Source organism: Streptomyces sp. NPDC012888 (genome assembly GCF_042900645.1).
Lineage (GTDB): Bacteria > Actinomycetota > Actinomycetes > Streptomycetales > Streptomycetaceae > Streptomyces.
The window spans coordinates 104,840-122,954 of sequence record NZ_JBIBBM010000015.1 but is presented as its reverse complement, the minus strand read 5'-3'; the positions used below and the strand labels follow the sequence as shown (position 1 = coordinate 122,954).

At 73.1% G+C, this 18,115-nt stretch carries 16 protein-coding genes and 1 riboswitch; of the genes, 9 read left to right on the top strand and 7 right to left on the bottom strand.

Annotated elements, in window-relative coordinates:
* The first annotated feature begins 5 nt into the window (after positions 1-5).
* Positions 6-998, top strand: coding sequence for a CBM35 domain-containing protein (locus ACFY61_RS24710; protein ID WP_389475150.1), 993 nt, complete (start codon positions 6-8; stop codon positions 996-998).
* A gap of 58 nt (positions 999-1,056) precedes the next feature.
* Here ACFY61_RS24710 and ACFY61_RS24705 read toward each other — a convergent pair whose 3' ends face one another.
* The 3 genes from ACFY61_RS24705 to ACFY61_RS24695 all read right to left on the bottom strand — a co-directional run bounded on the left by ACFY61_RS24705 (position 1,057) and on the right by ACFY61_RS24695 (position 4,133).
* Complete coding sequence (locus tag ACFY61_RS24705; protein ID WP_389475148.1) at positions 1,057-1,977, bottom strand: 1-phosphofructokinase family hexose kinase; 921 nt, start codon at positions 1,975-1,977, stop codon at positions 1,057-1,059.
* A gap of 72 nt (positions 1,978-2,049) precedes the next feature.
* The gene (gene nagA, locus ACFY61_RS24700; RefSeq protein WP_389475147.1) at positions 2,050-3,201 is read right to left on the bottom strand and encodes an N-acetylglucosamine-6-phosphate deacetylase; all 1,152 of its coding nucleotides are present in this window, start codon (positions 3,199-3,201) and stop codon (positions 2,050-2,052) included.
* Positions 3,201-4,133, bottom strand: coding sequence for an ROK family protein (locus tag ACFY61_RS24695; RefSeq protein WP_389475328.1), 933 nt, complete (start codon positions 4,131-4,133; stop codon positions 3,201-3,203). The genes nagA and ACFY61_RS24695 overlap by 1 nt, the downstream gene beginning before the upstream one ends.
* Before the next feature lie 176 nt (positions 4,134-4,309).
* Between ACFY61_RS24695 and ACFY61_RS24690 the strand changes: the two genes are divergently transcribed.
* The 3 genes from ACFY61_RS24690 (at position 4,310) to otsB (ending at position 6,916) form a co-directional block, all read left to right on the top strand.
* Positions 4,310-5,617, top strand: coding sequence for an extracellular solute-binding protein (locus ACFY61_RS24690; RefSeq protein WP_389475145.1), 1,308 nt, complete (start codon positions 4,310-4,312; stop codon positions 5,615-5,617).
* An 84-nt stretch (positions 5,618-5,701) separates the two neighbouring features.
* The gene (locus ACFY61_RS24685) at positions 5,702-5,992 is read left to right on the top strand and encodes a DUF3263 domain-containing protein (protein ID WP_389475143.1); all 291 of its coding nucleotides are present in this window, start codon (positions 5,702-5,704) and stop codon (positions 5,990-5,992) included.
* Positions 5,993-6,067: 75 nt separating this feature from the next.
* Positions 6,068-6,916 (top strand): trehalose-phosphatase, encoded by an 849-nt coding sequence (gene otsB, locus ACFY61_RS24680; RefSeq protein ID WP_389475141.1) that lies wholly within the window; start codon positions 6,068-6,070, stop codon positions 6,914-6,916.
* A 534-nt stretch (positions 6,917-7,450) separates the two neighbouring features.
* On the opposite strand, the gene ACFY61_RS24675 is transcribed toward otsB, so the two are convergent.
* Positions 7,451-8,899, bottom strand: coding sequence for a trehalose-6-phosphate synthase (locus tag ACFY61_RS24675; RefSeq protein ID WP_389475139.1), 1,449 nt, complete (start codon positions 8,897-8,899; stop codon positions 7,451-7,453).
* A gap of 70 nt (positions 8,900-8,969) precedes the next feature.
* Positions 8,970-9,947 carry a glucosyl-3-phosphoglycerate synthase gene (locus tag ACFY61_RS24670; protein ID WP_389475326.1) on the bottom strand — a complete coding sequence of 326 codons (978 nt, stop codon included), beginning with the start codon at positions 9,945-9,947 and terminating at the stop codon, positions 8,970-8,972.
* A 175-nt stretch (positions 9,948-10,122) separates the two neighbouring features.
* Positions 10,123-10,272: riboswitch (SAM riboswitch) on the top strand.
* A gap of 17 nt (positions 10,273-10,289) precedes the next feature.
* Between ACFY61_RS24670 and thrC the strand changes: the two genes are divergently transcribed.
* The 5 genes from thrC to ACFY61_RS24645 all read left to right on the top strand — a co-directional run bounded on the left by thrC (position 10,290) and on the right by ACFY61_RS24645 (position 15,271).
* Positions 10,290-11,564, top strand: a complete 1,275-nt coding sequence (thrC, locus tag ACFY61_RS24665) for a threonine synthase (protein ID WP_389475137.1) — start codon at positions 10,290-10,292, stop codon at positions 11,562-11,564.
* Positions 11,565-11,602: 38 nt separating this feature from the next.
* Positions 11,603-11,881, top strand: a complete 279-nt coding sequence (locus ACFY61_RS24660; RefSeq protein ID WP_150208487.1) for a MoaD/ThiS family protein — start codon at positions 11,603-11,605, stop codon at positions 11,879-11,881.
* A 398-nt stretch (positions 11,882-12,279) separates the two neighbouring features.
* A complete protein-coding gene (locus ACFY61_RS24655; protein ID WP_389475135.1) occupies positions 12,280-12,486 on the top strand; it encodes a cold-shock protein in 207 nt (68 codons plus the stop codon).
* Between the two features lie 357 nt (positions 12,487-12,843).
* The gene (gene groL / locus ACFY61_RS24650; RefSeq protein WP_389475133.1) at positions 12,844-14,463 is read left to right on the top strand and encodes a chaperonin GroEL; all 1,620 of its coding nucleotides are present in this window, start codon (positions 12,844-12,846) and stop codon (positions 14,461-14,463) included.
* 205 nt (positions 14,464-14,668) lie between these two features.
* Positions 14,669-15,271 (top strand): phosphoribosylanthranilate isomerase, encoded by a 603-nt coding sequence (locus tag ACFY61_RS24645; protein WP_389475131.1) that lies wholly within the window; start codon positions 14,669-14,671, stop codon positions 15,269-15,271.
* 278 nt (positions 15,272-15,549) lie between these two features.
* On the opposite strand, the gene ACFY61_RS24640 is transcribed toward ACFY61_RS24645, so the two are convergent.
* Both ACFY61_RS24640 and murQ read right to left on the bottom strand, forming a co-directional pair.
* Positions 15,550-17,127, bottom strand: a complete 1,578-nt coding sequence (locus ACFY61_RS24640) for a PTS transporter subunit EIIC (protein WP_389475129.1) — start codon at positions 17,125-17,127, stop codon at positions 15,550-15,552.
* Between the two features lie 8 nt (positions 17,128-17,135).
* Positions 17,136-18,071, bottom strand: a complete 936-nt coding sequence (murQ, locus tag ACFY61_RS24635) for an N-acetylmuramic acid 6-phosphate etherase (protein ID WP_389475127.1) — start codon at positions 18,069-18,071, stop codon at positions 17,136-17,138.
* Positions 18,072-18,115: the final 44 nt, after the last annotated feature.

Genomic DNA, 18,115 nt, shown 5'->3' with positions numbered 1-18,115 from the left:
CCGCGATGACCACGCCCGCGAACAAGCCCGAGGACGAGGATCCGTTCGGCTACCTCTACGCGGACGGCCAGGCTGCCGGAGCCACCCCGCCCCCGCCGGGTGGCGGATACGGCTACCCCGGCCCGACGGTCGGTGGTCAGCCCGGTTCCCCCGGCGTGCCGCGGACCTCGTACAACCAGGTCCGCACGGTCGGTGAGCGGACGTACGGCGGCCAGCGCGGCGCCGTCCCGCAGCAGGGCCAGCAGCCGCCGCACTACGCCGCCCCGGAGGCCCTCCAGGCCGGCGGGTACGGCGTTCCGCCGCAGGCCCCGCCCCCGCACGCCCACCAGACCCAGACGATGGGCCGCCCCTCGCACGGCGGTGGCGGCGGTTCCTCCCGCCGTGGCCTGCTGATCGCGGCGGTGGCGGTGGTCGGCGCGGTCGCGATCGGCATCGGCGCCGCGCTGGCCTTCGGCGACGACGACAAGGACAAGAACGACGCCAACACCCAGGCCACCGGCAACGGTCAGGCCCAGTCGGCGCCGCCGAGCGGCTCCGCCGCACCCCGGCCCAGCACCTCCCCCTCCCCGGAGGCCACGCTGCCCAAGGGCGACGCGGGAGGTCCGGGCATGGCGATCGCGGGCGGCGCGGCGCTGCAGAGCGCGGTGCCCGGCGCCAAGTCCGCGAGCGGGCAGTACGTGGGCAACTTCAACCAGGTCGGCGCCTCCGTCACCTGGTCGCTCGAAGCCCCGCAGGCCGGCACCTACCGGTTCTACGTCCGGTTCGGCATTCCGGGTGAAGAGGCCAACGGCACGTTGACCATCAACGGGAAGCCGAACAGCTCGCCGTTGAGCATGCGCAACTTCGCCAACTCGCCCAAGGGCGACTGGGAGAAGGGCTGGCAGACCACCTGGGGCCAGGTGACCCTCAAGGAGGGGGCCAACACGATCAAGCTGTCGTGCGAGGCCGGCAACAAGTGCAACGTCAACATCGACCAGTTCTGGATCGCGCGCGGCTGAGCGCGAGGAGCGGGGGGCCCGTCACGGACGGGCCCCGTGATTCGGGGCCGGGCGGCTCCTACTCCGGCACGACCCGGACCGCGGCCAGCAGCCGTTCGTAGGCGCGGGGGTCGAACTCCCCTGCGGCCGGGGCCAGTACGGTCGCCGCCGACAGGGCGGCCGCGCGGGACAGGCGCTCCGGCCAGTCCAGGCCCTCCACCAGCGCCGAGAGCAGGCCCGCCACCGCGGAGTCGCCCGCGCCGGTCGGGTTGCCCGACAGCGGCCGGTCCGGGGCCGCCCGCCACACGCCGTCCGCGGTCGCCGCGAGCAGCCCGTTCGGGCCGAGGGAGGACACCACCGCGTGGGCGCCGCGCCGGCGGGCGTCCAGGGTGGCCGGGAGCGGCTCGCGGGAACCGGTGAGGCTGGCCAGCTCCGAGGCGTTCGGCTTGATCATGTCTGGGCGGGCGGCGACCCCGCGGCGCAGCGCCTCGCCCCCGGTGTCCAGCAGCACCGGCACGCCCGCCGAGCGGGCCCCGCGCACCAGCACGGCGTACGCGTTGACCGGGACGCCGGGCGGCAGGCTGCCGCACAGGGCGACCGCGTCCGCCTGCCGGAGGAGGCCGTCGTAGCGGCGCAGGAACGCCGACCACTCACCGGGGGTGATCAGCGGTCCGGCCTCGTTGAACTGGGTGGTGTCGCCGCTCGCCGCGTCGACCACGGCCAGGGTGCGGCGGGTGTCGCCGCCGCACTCCAGCAGGGCGTCCCGGACGCCGGGCGCCTCCGCGAGCAGCCCCCGGAGCAGGGTGCCGGCCGGCCCGGTACCGGCGAAACCCGTGGCCGTCACCTCGTGGCCCAGGGCGGCCAGCACCCGGGCCACGTTGATCCCCTTGCCGCCGGGCCGCTCACTGACCTCGGCGACCCGGTGCGAGGTGTGCGGCACCAGACGCGGCACCCGGTACGTGACGTCGAGGGCGGTGTTCAGCGTGACGGTCAGGATCATGTGCCGGGATCATGCCAAACGGAAGGCGGTCCGCCCAGACCCCAGGGCCGACCGCCCGTACCGGCTATCCGTTCAGCTCAGCGGGTCGACGATCCACCGGCCGCGCCGCATGACGCCCTTGAGCGCGAACTCCTCGTCCAGGACGACAAGATCGGCGTACTTGCCCGGCTCCAGGGACCCCACCCGGTCGTACAGGCCGAGCAGCTTCGCCGGGTTCGCCGAGATCGCCTGGACCACCGATTCCACCGGCAGCCGGTCGACGGTCACCGACCGCCTGAAGGCGGTGTCCAGGGTGAGGGTGGAGCCGGCGATGGAACCGCCTTCCACCAGACGGGCCACGCCGCCTCGGACCTCCACCTCCAGCGGGCCGAGGTGGTAGGTGCCGTCACCGAAACCGGCCGCGTCCATGGCGTCCGTGATCAGCGCGACGCGGCCCGCGCCCGCGTGGTGGAAGGCCAGCTCCAGCGCGGCCGGGTGCAGGTGGGTGCCGTCGTTGATCAGCTCGACGGTGACCCGCTCGTCCTCCAGCAGCGCGGCGATCGGGCCGGGTTCACGGTGGGCCAGGGCCGGCATCGCGTTGAACAGGTGGGTGGCGACGGTGGCTCCGGCGTCGATGGCCTCGCGGGTCTGCTCGTAACTGGCGTCGGTGTGCCCGATCGCGGCGATGACCCCGTGCTCGGCGAGCAGGCGCACCGAGTCCAGGCCGCCCGGCAGCTCCGTGGCGAGGGTCATCATGCGGGCCGTGCCGTGTGCGGCGTCGATCAGCTTGCGCACCTCGGCCGGGTCCGGGACGCGCAGCAGGTCCTCCTTGTGCGCGCCCTTGCGGCACGGGGAGATGAAGGGCCCCTCGAAGTGGATGCCGGCCAGCTCGCCCTGCTGCACCAGCTCGGCGAGGAGCCCGGCCCGGCGGGCGAGCCCGTCGAGGTCGCCGGTGACGGTGGAGGCGACCAGGGTGGTGGTGCCGTGCAGGCGGTGCGTCGCCACGCCCCTGAGGACCTCCTCCTGGGTGCCGGACGTGAAGGAGGCCCCGCCGCCGCCGTGGTTGTGCATGTCGACGAAGCCGGGGACCAGCCAGTGCCCGGACAGGTCGACGAGCTCCGCGCCCTCGGGGGCGCTGCCCGCGATGCGGTCGCCCTCGACGATGACCCGGCCGCCCGCGACGGTCCCGGTGGGGAGCACCACCCTGGCGCCGGAGAGGACGGTGCTGTGAGCGCTTCCGGACATCAGGCAGGTACCTCCGTGGCGAGTAGGTCCCAGGCGAGCAGCCCTGCGCCCAGGCATCCGGCGGTGTCCCCGAGGGCAGCCGGAACGATGTGGGGGAGACGCTGGAAGGTCACGCGTTCCCGCACGGCCGTCCGTAGTGGTGCGAACAAGGTTTCCCCCGCCTCCGCCAGCCCGCCACCGATGATCAGGGTGCGCGGGTCCAGCAGGGTGAGGGCGGTGACCAGGCCGTCGGCGAGCGCGCCGACCGCGGTCCGCCACACCTCGTGGGCCGCGGCGTCACCGGCCTCGACGGCCCTGGCGCAGTCCGCGGCGTCGGCGTCCGGGTCGCCGCAGGCGGCGGCCCAGGCCCGGGAGACGGCGGAGGCGGAGGCGAGGGTCTCCAGGCAGCCGTGCTGGCCGCAGCCGCAGGCGGGGCCGCCGGGGCGGACCACGATGTGGCCGATCTCGCCCGCGTAGCCGTGCGCGCCTGCCTCGATGCGGCCGTCGATGCCGATCGCGCCGGCGATGCCGGTGCCGAGCGGGACGAACAGGAAGCGGTCGGCGCCGCGTCCGGCGCCGATGCGGCCCTCGGCGAGGCCGCCCGTGCGCACGTCGTGTCCGAGGGCCACCGGGACGCCGCCGAGGCGGTCGCCGAGCAGGGCGCGCATCGGTACGTCCCGCCAGCCGAGGTTCGCCGCGTAGACCGCGATGCCGTGGTCGGCGTCGACGATGCCGGGGACGGCGACGCCGGCGGCCGAGGCGGGCCGGCCGAACCGTTCGGCGCCGAGGGCGTGCAGCTCGGCGGCGAACTCCAGGATCGACTCGACGACGGCCTCGGGGCCCCGGTCGCGGCCGGTCGCACGGCGCGCCTCGTGGAGCAGGGAGCCGTCCGCGGCGACGAGGGCGGCCTTCATCCCGGTGCCGCCCACATCGAGGGCGATGACGTGTTTCACGGGTTTCACGGTTGACAGTCTCGCGTGCTGGACGGGCAAAGGTCTAGTCCATTGAGGGGATTGTTGCGCTGCCATACAAATTCCGGGCGGTCCGCCCGGGCCGGGTCGGCCGGGGTGGTGAAAGTGGTGTAGACCTTATGGGCATCGTACGGACAACAAGGGGTGGATGGAGAGCTGTGCAGGGCCGTTACCGGAAGCTGGCCGCCACAGGCGCCGCGCTGTGCCTGACCACGACACTGACCGCGGCGCTGGGCGGCTGCGGCACCCTCGGCCTCGCCGGGGACAACGAGGTGACCCTGCGGGTCGTCGCGGCCGACTACGGCGACAATCCGCAGAATTCCTCCGCCGGGTACTGGAAGGACCTCGCGAAGGACTTCGAGGAGACCAACCCGGGGATCAAGGTCGAGGTGAGCGTCTACTCCTGGTCCGAGGTGGACGCCAAGGTCGCCGAGATGGTCAAGGCCGGCAAGGCCCCCGACATCGCGCAGATCGGCGCCTACGCCGACCACGCCGCCGCCGGGCGGCTCCACACCGCCGACGAACTGCTCTCCGTACGCACCGAGGCCGACTTCCTCGCCCCCCTCGCCGACGCCGGCCGCGTCGGCATGGACCAGTACGGCCTGCCGTTCGTGGCCAGCACCCGGCTGCTCTTCTACAACGAGAAGCTGTTCGCCGAGGCCGGGGTCACGGGCAAGGACGGCAAGTGGGCGCCCAAGACCTGGGACGACCTGGAGGCCGCCGCCAAGAAGCTCAAGGCCGCCGGCGTCAGGACGCCCGTCGCGCTGCCGCTCGGGCGGGAGGAGGCGCAGGCCGAGACCATGATGTGGATGCTCGCCGGTGGCGGCGGCTACACCGACAGCGAGGAGCGCTACGCCCTCGACTCCCCGGCCAACGTCAAGACCTTCGAATGGCTCCGCGACAAGCTCCGCGGACAGGGCCTGACCGGGCCCGTCGACCCGGCCGACCTGAACCGGCAGGCCGCGTTCGACGCGTTCGCGGCGGGCGAGGTCGGCATGCTCAACGGCCACCCCACGCTGATGCGGCAGGCCGAGGCGAAGGGCGTGAAGTACGGCATGGTGCCGCTGCCCACCGCCGACGGGCGGGACCAGCCGGCCATGGGCGTGGCCGACTGGGTCATGGCCTTCAAGAACGGCCACCGCGCCGAGTCCGGGAAGTTCCTCGACCACCTCTACGAGACGAAGAACGTCACCCGGTTCACCACCGCCTACGGGCTGCTGCCGGCCACCACCAGCGGCTACCGGGCGATGGAGGGGGCGGGCGGCGAGGACGCCGCCCGGCTGCGGACCTTCCTGACGGCGCTGCCGGGATCGCGGCTGTACCCGGTGAACAAGAAGTCATGGGCCACGGTCAGCGAGAACGTCAAGCAGAAGATCGGCGGAGCGCTGCGGCCCGGCGGGGACGCGCCCGGCAGGACGCTGAAGGAACTGGCCGACACGGCCCGCACGGCGGACCTGGCGGACTGAGGCGCGGCGGGGTCGGTCGGGCGGCGTGGGCCGGCCGGCTTGGGCCGGACGGGTGTGTCGGCGGCCCGGCATATGTTGGACGGTATGACGGACGGCACGGCACGCGGGGACGACGAGCAGCACGGCGGCGAGGAGCGGGACGCGGGCGCGGTCGGGCTGTCCGAGCGCGAGGCCGCCGTCCTCGCCTACGAAGGCCTCAGCTGGCCCGGGCCCGGCGCCAAGGAACGCGCGATACGCGAGCGGCTCGGCATGACCCCGGTCCGCTACTACCAGCTGCTCAACGCCCTGATGGACGACCCGCGGGCGCTGGCCCACGCACCCGGCACCGTCAACCGCCTCCGCCGCATCCGCGACTCCCGCCGCGCACGGCGGTAGCGGGGCGGGCGCCGGGGCGGCGGCTGTGCGCGGAACCTGGGCGGGCCGGGGCGGGCCCCGGTAGGGTCGCGTCGTATGGGGAGCCATCCGCACAACGACCTGCCGACGCCCGTCACCGCCGCCGGACGCGAGGGGCTTGCGGCCCTGCTGCGCGAGCCGCGCAGATCCGTGGTCGCCCTCGACTTCGACGGCACCCTCGCCGAGATCGTCCCCGACCCGGACCTGGCGCGCGCCCACCCCGGGGCCCTCCCGGCCCTGTCCGCGCTCGCCCCGAAGGTCGCCTCCGTCGCCGTGATCACCGGCCGCCCGGCCTCCGTCGCCGTCCGCTACGGCGGCTTCGCCGGCGCGCCCGGCCTGGACCACCTCGTGGTGCTCGGGCACTACGGGGCGGAGCGCTGGGACGCCGTCAGCGGCATCGTCCACGCTCCGGCCGAACACCCCGGTGTCGCCGCGGTGCGGGCGGAGCTGCCGGGCTTCCTGGACTCCATCGGGGCGTGGCGGGGCACCTGGATCGAGGAGAAGGGCCGAGCCCTGGCCGTCCACACCCGCCGCACCGAGGACCCCGGAGCGGCCTTCGCCGCCCTCCGCGAGCCGCTGGCTGACCTGGCGCAGCAGCACGGGCTGATCGTCGAGCCCGGGCGGGCGGTCCTGGAACTCCGGCCGCCGGGCATGGACAAGGGCGTCGCCCTGACCGAGTACCTGGCGGAGGTGGACGCGGAGGCGGTGGTGTACGCGGGGGACGACCTGGGCGACCTGGCCGCGTACGCCGCGGTCGAGAAGCGGCGGGCCGAGGGCCTGCCGGGGCTGCTGGTGTGCAGCGGGTCGGCGGAGGTCCCGGAGCTCTCGGCCCGCGCGGACCTCACGCTCTCGGGCCCGGCGGAAGTCGCCACGTTCCTCGCCACCCTGGCCACCACCCTCCCCTGAGCCGGCCCGCGCCGCGCGGCCGAGCCGCCGCCAGTCCCGGCCGCGTGTCCGGGCGGAGCCCCAGCCTTGCCGGCAACCCAGCCCCGCCGGCGTTTGAGGCGTGGGGGTCCCCCCGGACGGAGTCTGGGGGAAGGTGTGGGGCGGCGCCCCGCGTGGTCGGCCGGAGCTCCGGTTGGCCCGCTCAATCGCCGCTCGGGCTTGAAATGCCGCTGCGCGGCATTCCCGCCCGGCGCCGGGCGGGGAAACCCAGCCTCGCCGGCGTTTGAGGCGCGGGGTTCTGGGGCGGAGCCCCATGTGTCCGGCCGGAGCTCCGGTCGGGCCCGCTCAATCGCCGCTCGGGCTGGAGATGCCGCTGCGCGGCATTCCCGCCCGGCGGGCAAGTGCTGCCGCGCGATCCAGCCTCGTCGGCGTTTGAGGCGCGGGGTGTGGGGCCGCGCCCCGCGTGGTCGGCCGGAGCTCCGGCTGGGCCCGCTCAAGCACCGCTCGGCCTGGAAGTGCCGCTGCGCGGCATTCCCGCCCGGCGCCGGGCGGGCGCTAGCGCTGGAGGAGGGGGGTCAGCTGGGCCGTCAGCCAGGTGGTGGGCGGGAGGGCCGTGGCCGCCGCAGCCAGCCGCTTCGTGCGGTCCGCCCGCTCCCCCGCCGGCATGGCCAGCGCCCGGTGCAGCGCCTCCGCCGTCTCCGAGACGTCGTACGGGTTCACCCCCAGCGCGTCCTCCCGCAGCTCCTCGTACGCCCCCGCCCCCGTCGACAGCACCAGCGCGCAGCCCTGCTCGGACACCACCGGGATCTCCTTGGCCACCAGGTTCATCCCGTCCCGCAGCGGGTTGATCAGGGCCACGTCCGCCATCCGGTACGCCGCCAGCGAGCGCGCGAAGTCGTCCTTCACCGAGATCAGCACCGGCGTCCACGCCTCCGTGCCGAACTCCGCGTTGATCCGCTCCGCCAGCGCCGACACCGCCTCCGTGTAGTCCCGGTAGACCTCCAGGTCCTGCCGGGACGGGTACGCGGACGCCAGGTGCACGACCCGCCCCCGCCACTCCGGGTGCGCCGTCAGCAGCTCCCGGTACGCCAGCAGCCCGCGGACGATGTTCTTCGACAGCTCCGTCCGGTCCACCCGGACGATGGTCCGGCAGTCCCCGACCTCCGCTCGCAGCGCCGCCAGCCGGTCCTCCACCTCGGGCCGGTGCGCCAGCGCGCGCAGCTCCTCCCCGTCCACGCCCAGCGGGTACGCCGCCACCCGGGTCCGGCGCTCGGGGCCGCCCCACCGCCGGTGCCGCACGCCCCGCCACGGGTCACCGCTCGGCCAGAGCCCCTGCGCGGTGCCCCCCTCGCCGTCGACGTGCGCCCCGGCCACGAACGCGCTCGCCCAGCCCCACGTGTGGAAGCCCAGCTCGTCCGCGCCGAGCATGCCCCACAGCAGCTCCTCGCGGACGTCCCCCGGCAGCCTGCGCAGGTCGTCCGCGGAGGCCCACGGGGTGTGCGTGAAGTGGGCGATCCGCAGGTCCGGACGGAGCTCCCGCAGCATGCCCGGGACCAGCGCCAGGTGGTAGTCCTGCACCAGGACCGCCGCGCCGTCCGCGGCCTCCGCGGCCAGCGCCTCCGCGAAGGTCCGGTTGTACGTGCGGTAGGAGTCCCACCGGCGCCGGAACTCCGCGTCGAAGACCGGCTCCCGCGGGGTGTTCCACAGCCCGTGGTGCAGGAACCACAGCACCGAGTTGGCGATGCCGTTGTACGCGTCCTCGTAGACGGCGGGGTCCACCGCGAGCATCCGCACGCCCGGCTCGGACTCCCCGCGGCGCACCGCCTCCCGGTCCCCCTCGGAGAGCGCCGCGCAGATCCACAGCGCGTCCGGCTGCTCGGCGAGTGCGGCGGACAGTCCTGAGACCAGACCGCCGCCGCCGCGCCGGGCACCGAGGGTGCCGTCGGCGGCGAGGGTGTACGAGAGGGGGCCGCGGTTCGCTGCTACGAGTACCTGGGAAGCCATGCGGCGAACCTAGCCCGGCCCGCGCTCGCTCAAACGTCCCGTTCCTCCGGCCGGCATGCCCGACGGGCCGCTAGGCCACGTACCGGCGCGCGTACTCCGCGACGTCGCGCATCGGCGGCCGCTCCTCCGTGTCCACGGCGTGGTCGCGCGGGACGAACCCGTCCGGGCCGCGTTCGAACTGCGTCAGCACCGGCCGCACGAGATGGCCGCGGGAGAGCCGCACCTGCGCCGTCCGGTAGATCGCGGCGGCCATCCGGCCCAGGGCCTGGCCGCTCTGGTGGCGGTGCAGCCGGACGCCGACGTCGACCTGGGCCAGCGCGTCGAGGCCGACCGTGTGCAGGGCGTCGACCAGCAGGCCCAGCTCCACGCCGTACCCCACCGGGAACGGCAGCCGCTCCAGTAGCGATCGCCGCACCGCGTACTCGCCGCCGAGCGGCTGGACGAACCCCGCCAGCTGCGGCCAGTGCAGGTTGAGCAGGGGGCGGGCCACCAGCTCGGTCACCCGGCCGCCCTGCCCGGGCGCGGCGCCCGCGGCCCCGCCGTCCACCTCCGGGCTGAGCGGACGGTCGTACATGGCCTTGACGAACTGCACGTCCGGGTCGGTCAGCAGCGGGCCGACGATCCCGGAGACGAAGACGGAGGAGAAGTCGCGCAGGTCGGCGTCGACGAAACAGACGACGTCCCCGCTGGTCGCCAGCAGCGAACGCCACAGCACCTCGCCCTTGCCGGGAAGGGCCGGGACGCGCGGCAGGATCTCGTCGCGGTGGACCACCCGCGCACCGGCCTTGGCGGCGACCTCGGCGGTCCGGTCGCTCGAGTCCGAGTCGACCACCACCAGTTCGTCGACCAGGGGAACCGGAAGGCCGTCCATCAGTTCACGCCGGATCGTTTCGACGATCGCCCCGACGGTCGGCTCCTCGTCCAGCGCCGGAAGCACGACGCTCACCGTCGTCCCGGCTGCCCGCTTCGCGGAAAGCAGCAGGTCGAGCGGCCTGTCGGCGGCGGTCCAGGAACGCCGGGCCAACCAGCGCTCCACCTCTTCCAGCACCTGCGGCACTCCCCGGTTCCGTCCGTCTTGTGATCCATCTCGCGGTTCGGACGTCTGTCTCACGCGCCCGTCCCTTCGGTTACAGTCTTGAACAACGCGCAGGACCCCCGCATGCCGGGGGTGCTCGCAGACAAATGCCCGGGTGCGCCATAGAGCGCGCGGCCCGGAGCCATACCGCTCATCCAGAGGGGCAGAGGGAAACGGCCCGTTGAAGCCCCGGCAACCCTCCAGTCGGTTCTCGCGTTCGCAATCTGCAGCGAGGTCCCCGGCTAGGGAAGGTGCCAAATCCGTCTCGTGACGAAACGCGTCATGAGGAAGATGAGGAGAAAGGGCCTCGCCGTCATGGCTGTACAGACTGTCGCCACCCCCGTCGATCTCGGACCCGCCGCCGCGCTCTCCTGTCGCGAGTGCGGAACCCGCTTCGACCTCGGCCCCATCTTCGCCTGCGCCGAGTGCTTCGGCCCGCTGGAGGTGGCGTACGACCTGCCCGCCGGCGACCCGGAGGCCCTGCGCGCCGCGATCGAGGCCGGCCCGAACAACATCTGGCGCTACGCCCCGCTGCTGCCCGTCCCGGCCGACGTCGCCGGCAAGCCCAACCTGAACCCGGGCTTCACCAAGCTCGTGGACGCCGAGAACCTGGCCAAGGAGCTGGGCGTCACCGGCAAGCTGTACGTGAAGGACGACTCCGGAAACCCGACGCACTCCTTCAAGGACCGCGTCGTCGCCATCGCCGTCGAGGCCGCCCGCGCCTTCGGCTTCACCACCCTCTCCTGCTCCTCCACCGGCAACCTGGCGGGCGCCGTCGGCGCCGCCGCCGCCCGCTCCGGCTTCCGGTCCTGCGTGTTCATCCCGCACGACCTGGAGCAGGGCAAGGTCGTCATGGCCGCGGTGTACGGCGGCGACCTGGTCGGCATCGAGGGCAACTACGACGACGTCAACCGCTTCTGCTCCGAGCTCATCGGCGACCCGCTGGGCGAGGGCTGGGGCTTCGTCAACGTCAACCTCCGCCCGTACTACGGCGAGGGCTCCAAGACCCTGGCCTACGAGATCTGCGAGCAGCTCGGCTGGCGGCTGCCCGACCAGATCGTCATCCCGATCGCGTCCGGCTCCCAGCTCACGAAGATCGACAAGGGCCTGCAGGAGCTGATCAGGCTGGGCCTGGTCGAGGACAAGCCGTACAAGATCTTCGGCGCCCAGGCCGAGGGCTGCTCCCCGGTGTCCACCGCCTTCAAGGCCGGCCACGACGTGGTCCGCCCGCAGAAGCCGAACACCATCGCCAAGTCCCTCGCCATCGGCAACCCGGCGGACGGCCCGTACGTCCTCGACATCGCCCGCCGCACCGGCGGCTACGTCGAGGACGTGAACGACGAGCAGGTCGTCGAGGCCATCAAGCTGCTCGCGCAGACCGAGGGCATCTTCGCCGAGACCGCGGGCGGCGTGACCGTCGGCGTGACGAGGAAGCTCATCGAGAACGGCGTCCTCGACCCGTCCCTGACCACCGTCATCCTCAACACCGGTGACGGCCTGAAGACCCTCGACGCGGTCGCCGGGGACACCGGCCAGACCGCCGTCATCCGCCCCAGCCTGGACGCGTTCCGCGCCGCCGGCCTGGCCTGACCACCCTCCCCACGCACTACCGGAAAGGCAGTAGCGCCATGAGCGTCAACGTCCGCATCCCCACCATCCTGCGCACCTACACCGGCGGCCAGGCCGAGGTTCCCGCCGAGGGCGCGACCCTGGCCGAGGTCATCGAGTCCCTGGAGAAGAACCACCCGGGGATCGCCGCGCGCGTCCTGGACGACCAGGGCAAGCTGCGCCGGTTCGTCAACGTCTACGTCAACGACGACGACGTGCGCTTCGAGGGCGGGCTGCAGACGGCGACGCCGGACGGCGCCGGCGTCTCCATCATTCCGGCCGTCGCCGGTGGCTGCTGACCCCTCCGCGGGCTGACGCGCGCAACCCCTGAATTGCCCCCTCCGTAAAAGCGGAGGGGGCAATTCTGCTTGGTTGGGCGCGGTAGAGTTGGGGAAGTCCCCTCCGCTGTTCTTGCCCGCCGCATATGAGCGGGCCTCTCCATGGTCGACATCGGGCCAATATGCACGTGCGATATGGGGCTTTGGCGTGTTTTGCCAGGTCCAACTTGCCCTGGAGCATGCCGGATTATCGCGCTATTTCCGCCTATCCGAGTGTCCAGATTTCTCGCCGGAATGACCTGTTGCAGACAGCGTCGGTGCAGATACATTCAGCCGCGGTCGACGCGTTCCGACGCAAGTTCTGACCCGGGACCGCGAAGTGCGGTCCTGCGCAAGGGCCAGTAATAGGGGAGTTAGGCATGGCTCAGGGCACCGTCAAGTGGTTCAACGCGGAGAAGGGCTACGGCTTCATCGCGGTCGACGGTGGTGCGGATGTGTTCGTCCACTACAGCGCCATCCAGATGGACGGGTACCGCACCCTTGAAGAGGGTCAGCGGGTCGAGTTCGAGATCTCGCAGGGCCAGAAGGGTCCGCAGGCCGACATGGTCAAGCTCGCGCAGATCTGACCAGGGCGTCGACCACCGACACGTACGTACGAGGGGCCCGCATCCCGGACAGGGACGCGGGCCCCTCGTGTGTTCACCTGCGGGTTCGCGTGCCTCCGCCCAAGCCGCTCGCGCCCTCCCGTCGCCCGGCCACCACCCCTCATCGAGGCTTCTTCGAAGCCACCTTCTTGCACTCTCGGGTGCCGAGTGCTAATCATTGGCGTTAGCACTCTCCGGGTGAGAGTGATAACGACGAGGACCGAGTCGGTGAGGTTGGCAGGCCCTGGCGGGAAGGAACCGCCGGGCACGCGAACCGTCCGTCGCGGGCGCCGGGCGCGGTCCGAAGCAATCCACCCCAGTCCGGGAGGACCACTTCACATGGCCAAGATCATCGCGTTCGACGAGGAGGCCCGGCGCGGTCTCGAGCGCGGCATGAACCAGCTCGCCGACGCCGTCAAGGTCACCCTTGGCCCCAAGGGCCGCAACGTCGTCCTTGAGAAGAAGTGGGGCGCCCCCACGATCACCAACGATGGCGTGTCCATCGCCAAGGAGATCGAGCTGGAGGACCCGTACGAGAAGATCGGCGCCGAGCTGGTCAAGGAAGTCGCCAAGAAGACGGACGACGTCGCCGGCGACGGTACGACCACCGCCACCGTCCTGGCCCAGGCGCTCGTCCGCGAGGGCCTGCGCAACGTCGCCGCCGGCGCCAACCCGATGGCCCTGAAGCGCGGCATCGAGAAGGCCGTCGAGGCCGTCTCCGGCGCGCTGCTGGAGCAGGCGAAGGACGTCGAGACCAAGGAGCAGATCGCTTCCACGGCCTCCATCTCCGCCGCCGACACCCAGATCGGCGAGCTCATCGCCGAGGCCATGGACAAGGTCGGCAAGGAAGGCGTCATCACCGTCGAGGAGTCCCAGACCTTCGGTCTGGAGCTCGAGCTCACCGAGGGCATGCGCTTCGACAAGGGCTACATCTCGGCGTACTTCGCCACCGACATGGAGCGTATGGAGGCGTCCCTGGACGACCCGTACATCCTCATCGTCAACTCCAAGGTCAGCAACGTGAAGGACCTCCTTCCGCTGCTGGAGAAGGTCATGCAGTCCGGCAAGCCGCTGCTGATCATCGCCGAGGACGTCGAGGGCGAGGCCCTGTCGACCCTGGTCGTCAACAAGATCCGCGGCACCTTCAAGTCCGTCGCCGTCAAGGCCCCGGGCTTCGGCGACCGCCGCAAGGCGATGCTCGGCGACATCGCCATCCTCACCGGTGGCACGGTCATCTCCGAGGAGGTCGGCCTCAAGCTGGAGAACGCCGGTCTCGACCTGCTGGGCCGCGCCCGCAAGGTCGTCATCACCAAGGACGAGACCACCATCGTCGACGGTGCCGGTGACAGCGACCAGGTCGCCGGTCGCGTCAACCAGATCCGCGCCGAGATCGAGAACTCCGACTCGGACTACGACCGCGAGAAGCTCCAGGAGCGCCTCGCGAAGCTGGCCGGCGGCGTGGCCGTCATCAAGGCCGGCGCCGCGACCGAGGTGGAGCTCAAGGAGCGCAAGCACCGCATCGAGGACGCCGTCCGCAACGCGAAGGCCGCCGTCGAGGAGGGCATCGTCGCCGGTGGTGGCGTGGCCCTGCTGCAGGCCTCCCAGGTCTTCGAGAAGCTGGAGCTCCAGGGCGACGAGGCCACCGGTGCCGCCGCCGTCAAGCTGGCGCTCGAGGCCCCGCTGAAGCAGATCGCCGTCAACGCCGGCCTCGAGGGCGGTGTCGTGGTGGAGAAGGTGCGCAACCTGACCCCGGGCCACGGCCTGAACGCCGCGACCGGCGAGTACGTCGACCTGGTCGCCGAGGGCATCATCGACCCGGCCAAGGTCACCCGTTCCGCGCTGCAGAACGCCGCGTCGATCGCCGCGCTGTTCCTGACCACCGAGGCCGTCATCGCCGACAAGCCGGAGAAGGCCGCGGCCGCTCCGGGCGGCATGCCGGGCGGTGACATGGACTTCTGATCGACGCCTCCGGGCCCGATCAGCCGTTCCTGACCGAGGGCGGTATCCCCAGCCGGGGATACCGCCCTCGGGCGTTCCCGTACGACCGCAGGCCCCGCCGCAGCCGGCGCGCGGGCTGACCCGCCGCAACGGTCACGGCCCCGGGCCGCCGCCCGCCCTGTGGACGCGGCGGCCCGCGGGCCTTCCGGTTTGGTTGACTGGGAGCATGGCCGACCTGTTCATCAAGATCTGCGGGCTGAAGACCGAGCGGGACGTCGACGCCGCCGTGGCGGCCGGCGCCGACGCGGTCGGCTTCGTGTTCGCACCCGGCAGCCCGCGCACCGTCGACGCCGCCACCGCCCGCCGGCTCGCCGCGCGCGTCCCGGACGGCGTGCTGACGGTCGGCGTGTTCCGCAAGCAGCCCCTGGACGAGGTGCGCCGCTTCGCCGACGAGAGCGGTGTACGGGGCGTCCAGCTGCACGGCGACGAGCCGCCGGAGGACTTCGCCGCCCTCCGTGCCCCCGGCCGGACCCTGCTCCGCGCCACCGCCACGCGGGTCGGGCGGTGCGGGGAGTACGGGGAGGACCTGCTGCTGATCGACGCCCCCGACCCCGGCTCCGGCAAGCCGTGGAACTGGGGCGCGGCCGACTTCACGGCCCCCGCGGGCCACTGGCTCCTGGCCGGCGGGCTCGGCCCCGGCAACGTACGCGAGGCCGTCACGACCACCGGCGCCTGGGGCGTCGACGTCTCCAGCGGGGTCGAGACCGAACGCGGCGTGAAGTCCCCGGACCTGATCCGCGCCTTCATCGAGGCCGCGCGCGGCGCCTGACGCAGGGGCCTTCGGCCCCCGCCCGCCCGGACCTACGCCCCTGCCCGCGCCCAACCGCCCGCGGGCACCCTGCCAAGGGCGCCCCGGCGCCCCGGAGCGGCTCCCGCCCCGCGCGGACGGGCCGGGGCGGGGGCCCCGCGGCACACACCCGAGAACGGCGCCTACAAGCACGCTGACCGGGTGCCGTTCGGTGACGCGGTGGAGCTTCCCGAGCCGTTCGCGGTGAGGCTGGACACCGGAGCCTTCCCGCGCTGAGGAGCCCGGCGGGTCAGGTCAGGTCACGTCAGGGCCGGGTGTTTCGTGGGTTCCGGGGAGGGGCCGGGGCCGTCGTCGCCGTCGCCCGGTTCGGCGGGGTCGGTGTCGAGGTCGGTCAGCATCTGCCGGGTGAAGCCGAAGAAGTACGTCGCCAGGAAGCCCACCAGATAGCCGACGACGAGGCCGCCCGCGTAGATGGCGACCGTGGTCCCCATCCCGGACCGGCCGTCGAGGAGCGGGAAGAGGGCCCAGCCGGAGGGGCCGATCGCGGTGGAGCCGAAGGCGGTGCCGAGCTGGTTGAACAGTCCGACGAAGGCGCCGCCGGCCGCGCCGCCCGCGCAGGCGGTGACGAACGGCCGGCCGAGCGGCAGTGAGACGCCGTAGATGAGGGGTTCCCCGACGCCCAGGAAGCCCGCCGGGAGGGCCGACTTGACGGTCGTACGGATCGAGCCGTTGCGGGGCAGCCGCAGGAAGACGGCGATCGCCGCGCCGACCTGCCCGGCCCCCGCCATGGCCAGGATGGGCAGCAGCACGGTGTAGCCGGACTGCTCGATCAGGGTGGTGTGGATCGGGATCAGCGCCTGGTGCAGGCCCAGCATCACCAGCGGCAGGAACAGTCCGCCGAGCACCAGGCCGGCCACCGCGCCGCCGTTGGAGAGCAACCAGTCGGCGAAGGCGCCGATGCCCTTCGAGACCTCCCCGGCCACGAACATCAGCCCGAAGACGGTGACCAGGCCGGAGACCAGCACGGTGAGGGTCGGGGTGACCAGGACGTCGAGGGTCCCGGGGACCCACCGGCGGCACCACCGCTCCACGTGGACGGCGAGCAGCGCCGCCGCCAGCGCGCCGAGCACGCCGCCCTGGCCGGGGGCCAGCGCCATGCCGAAGGCGGTGATCTTCGTGACGCCCGGGAAGACGATGATCGCGGCGACGGCGCCGCCCAGGACCGGCGTGCCGCCGAACTCCTTCGCCGTGTTGTAGCCGACGAACACCGCGATCAGCGACATGAAGCCGGAGGCGGTCGCGGCGAGCGCCGGTACCAGGTCGGGCAGCCAGCGCATGTTCGTCATGAACCCGGCCAGGCCGGCGATGACGCCGCAGCCGATCAGGGCGGGGATCAACGGGACGAAGACGTTCGCGACGCGGCGCAGCAGCAGCTTGGCGGGGGTCGCGTTGCGCCGCTTCCGCTCGGCCTTCAACGCGGCGCCACGGTCGGCGAGTCGGGCGGCGGTGACGGGGCGGCCGGCCGCGGCGTCCGTTGCGTTCGCCGGGTCCGCGGTGCCCGTGGTGTCAGCGGTGTGCGCGGTGTGCGCGGTGTCCGCGGCGTCGTCCGGCGCGCCGCGCCGCTCCGTTACGAGGGCCTCGAACTCGGGGGTGATCCGGGCGACGGCGCCCGGCCCGAGCACGATCTGGTACGTGTCGTCGTCGACCACGCCCAGTACGGCGGGCAGTGCCTTCAGGGCCTCGTCCTGGACCAGGGCGCGGTCACGGAGACCGATCCGCAGGCGGGTCATGCAGTGCGCGATCGAGGTGATGTTGCCCGGCCCGCCGACCAGCGGGAGGATCGCGGCGGCGGTGGCGCGGTTCTTGTCCGTGGTCATGTGGCGGCTCAGCCGGTCTCGGTGAGGGCGAGGCCGAGGGCCGCGCGGAGGTGGCCGTGGCAGGTGTCGAGGAGCCCGGCGGCGGTGGGGGCGTCGACGCCCCCGAGGATCACGAGGACGGCGTGCTTGACCTCGCCGCCGGTGGCGGTGAGCGCGGCCTCGATCTCCTCGTCCGGGGCGCCGGTGGCCAGTGCCACGATGCGGCGGGAGCGGGCGCGCAGTTTCTCGTTGGACGCCCGGACGTCGACCATCAGGTTCCCGTAGGTCTTGCCCAGCCGGATCATCGTGATGGTGGAGAGCATGTTGAGCACCAGCTTCTGCGCGGTGCCCGCCTTCAACCGGGTGGATCCGGTGAGGAGTTCGGGTCCCACCACGACCTCGATGCCGTGGTCGGCGGCCGCGGCGAGCGCGGAGCCGGCGTTGCAGGACAGGCCGACGGTCAGCGCGCCCCTGGCCCCGGCGAACTCGACGGCGCCGATCGCGTACGGGGTGCGTCCTGAGGCGGAGATGCCGACGACGCTGTCCTCGGCGGTGAGTTCCAGGGCGGTGAGGTCGGCCGCGGCGAGGTCCGCGGAGTCCTCGGCCCCCTCGACGGCGGTCACCAGCGCCGGTGGTCCGCCCGCGATGAGGCCCACCACCTGCGCGGGAGCGGTGTTGAAGGTGGGTGGGCACTCGCTCGCGTCGAGTACGCCCAGCCGGCCGGCGGTGCCGGCGCCCGCGTAGACGAGCCGGCCGCCGCGGGCCATCCGGGCGGCGATGCCGTCGACGGCGGCGGCGATCTCCGGCAGCCGTGCGGCCACGGCGGCGGGGACGGCGGTGTCCTCGGCGTTCATGGTGCGGGCGATGTCGAGGGTGGACATCCGGTCGATCTCGGCGAGGTCCGGGCGGAAGGCCTCGGTGGTGAGGGTGTCGAGCTGGGCGAGGAGTTCGGCGTCGGCGGTCACGGGTGCGGCTCCTGGCGGCTGGTGGTGCGGGAGGTGCGGGAGGG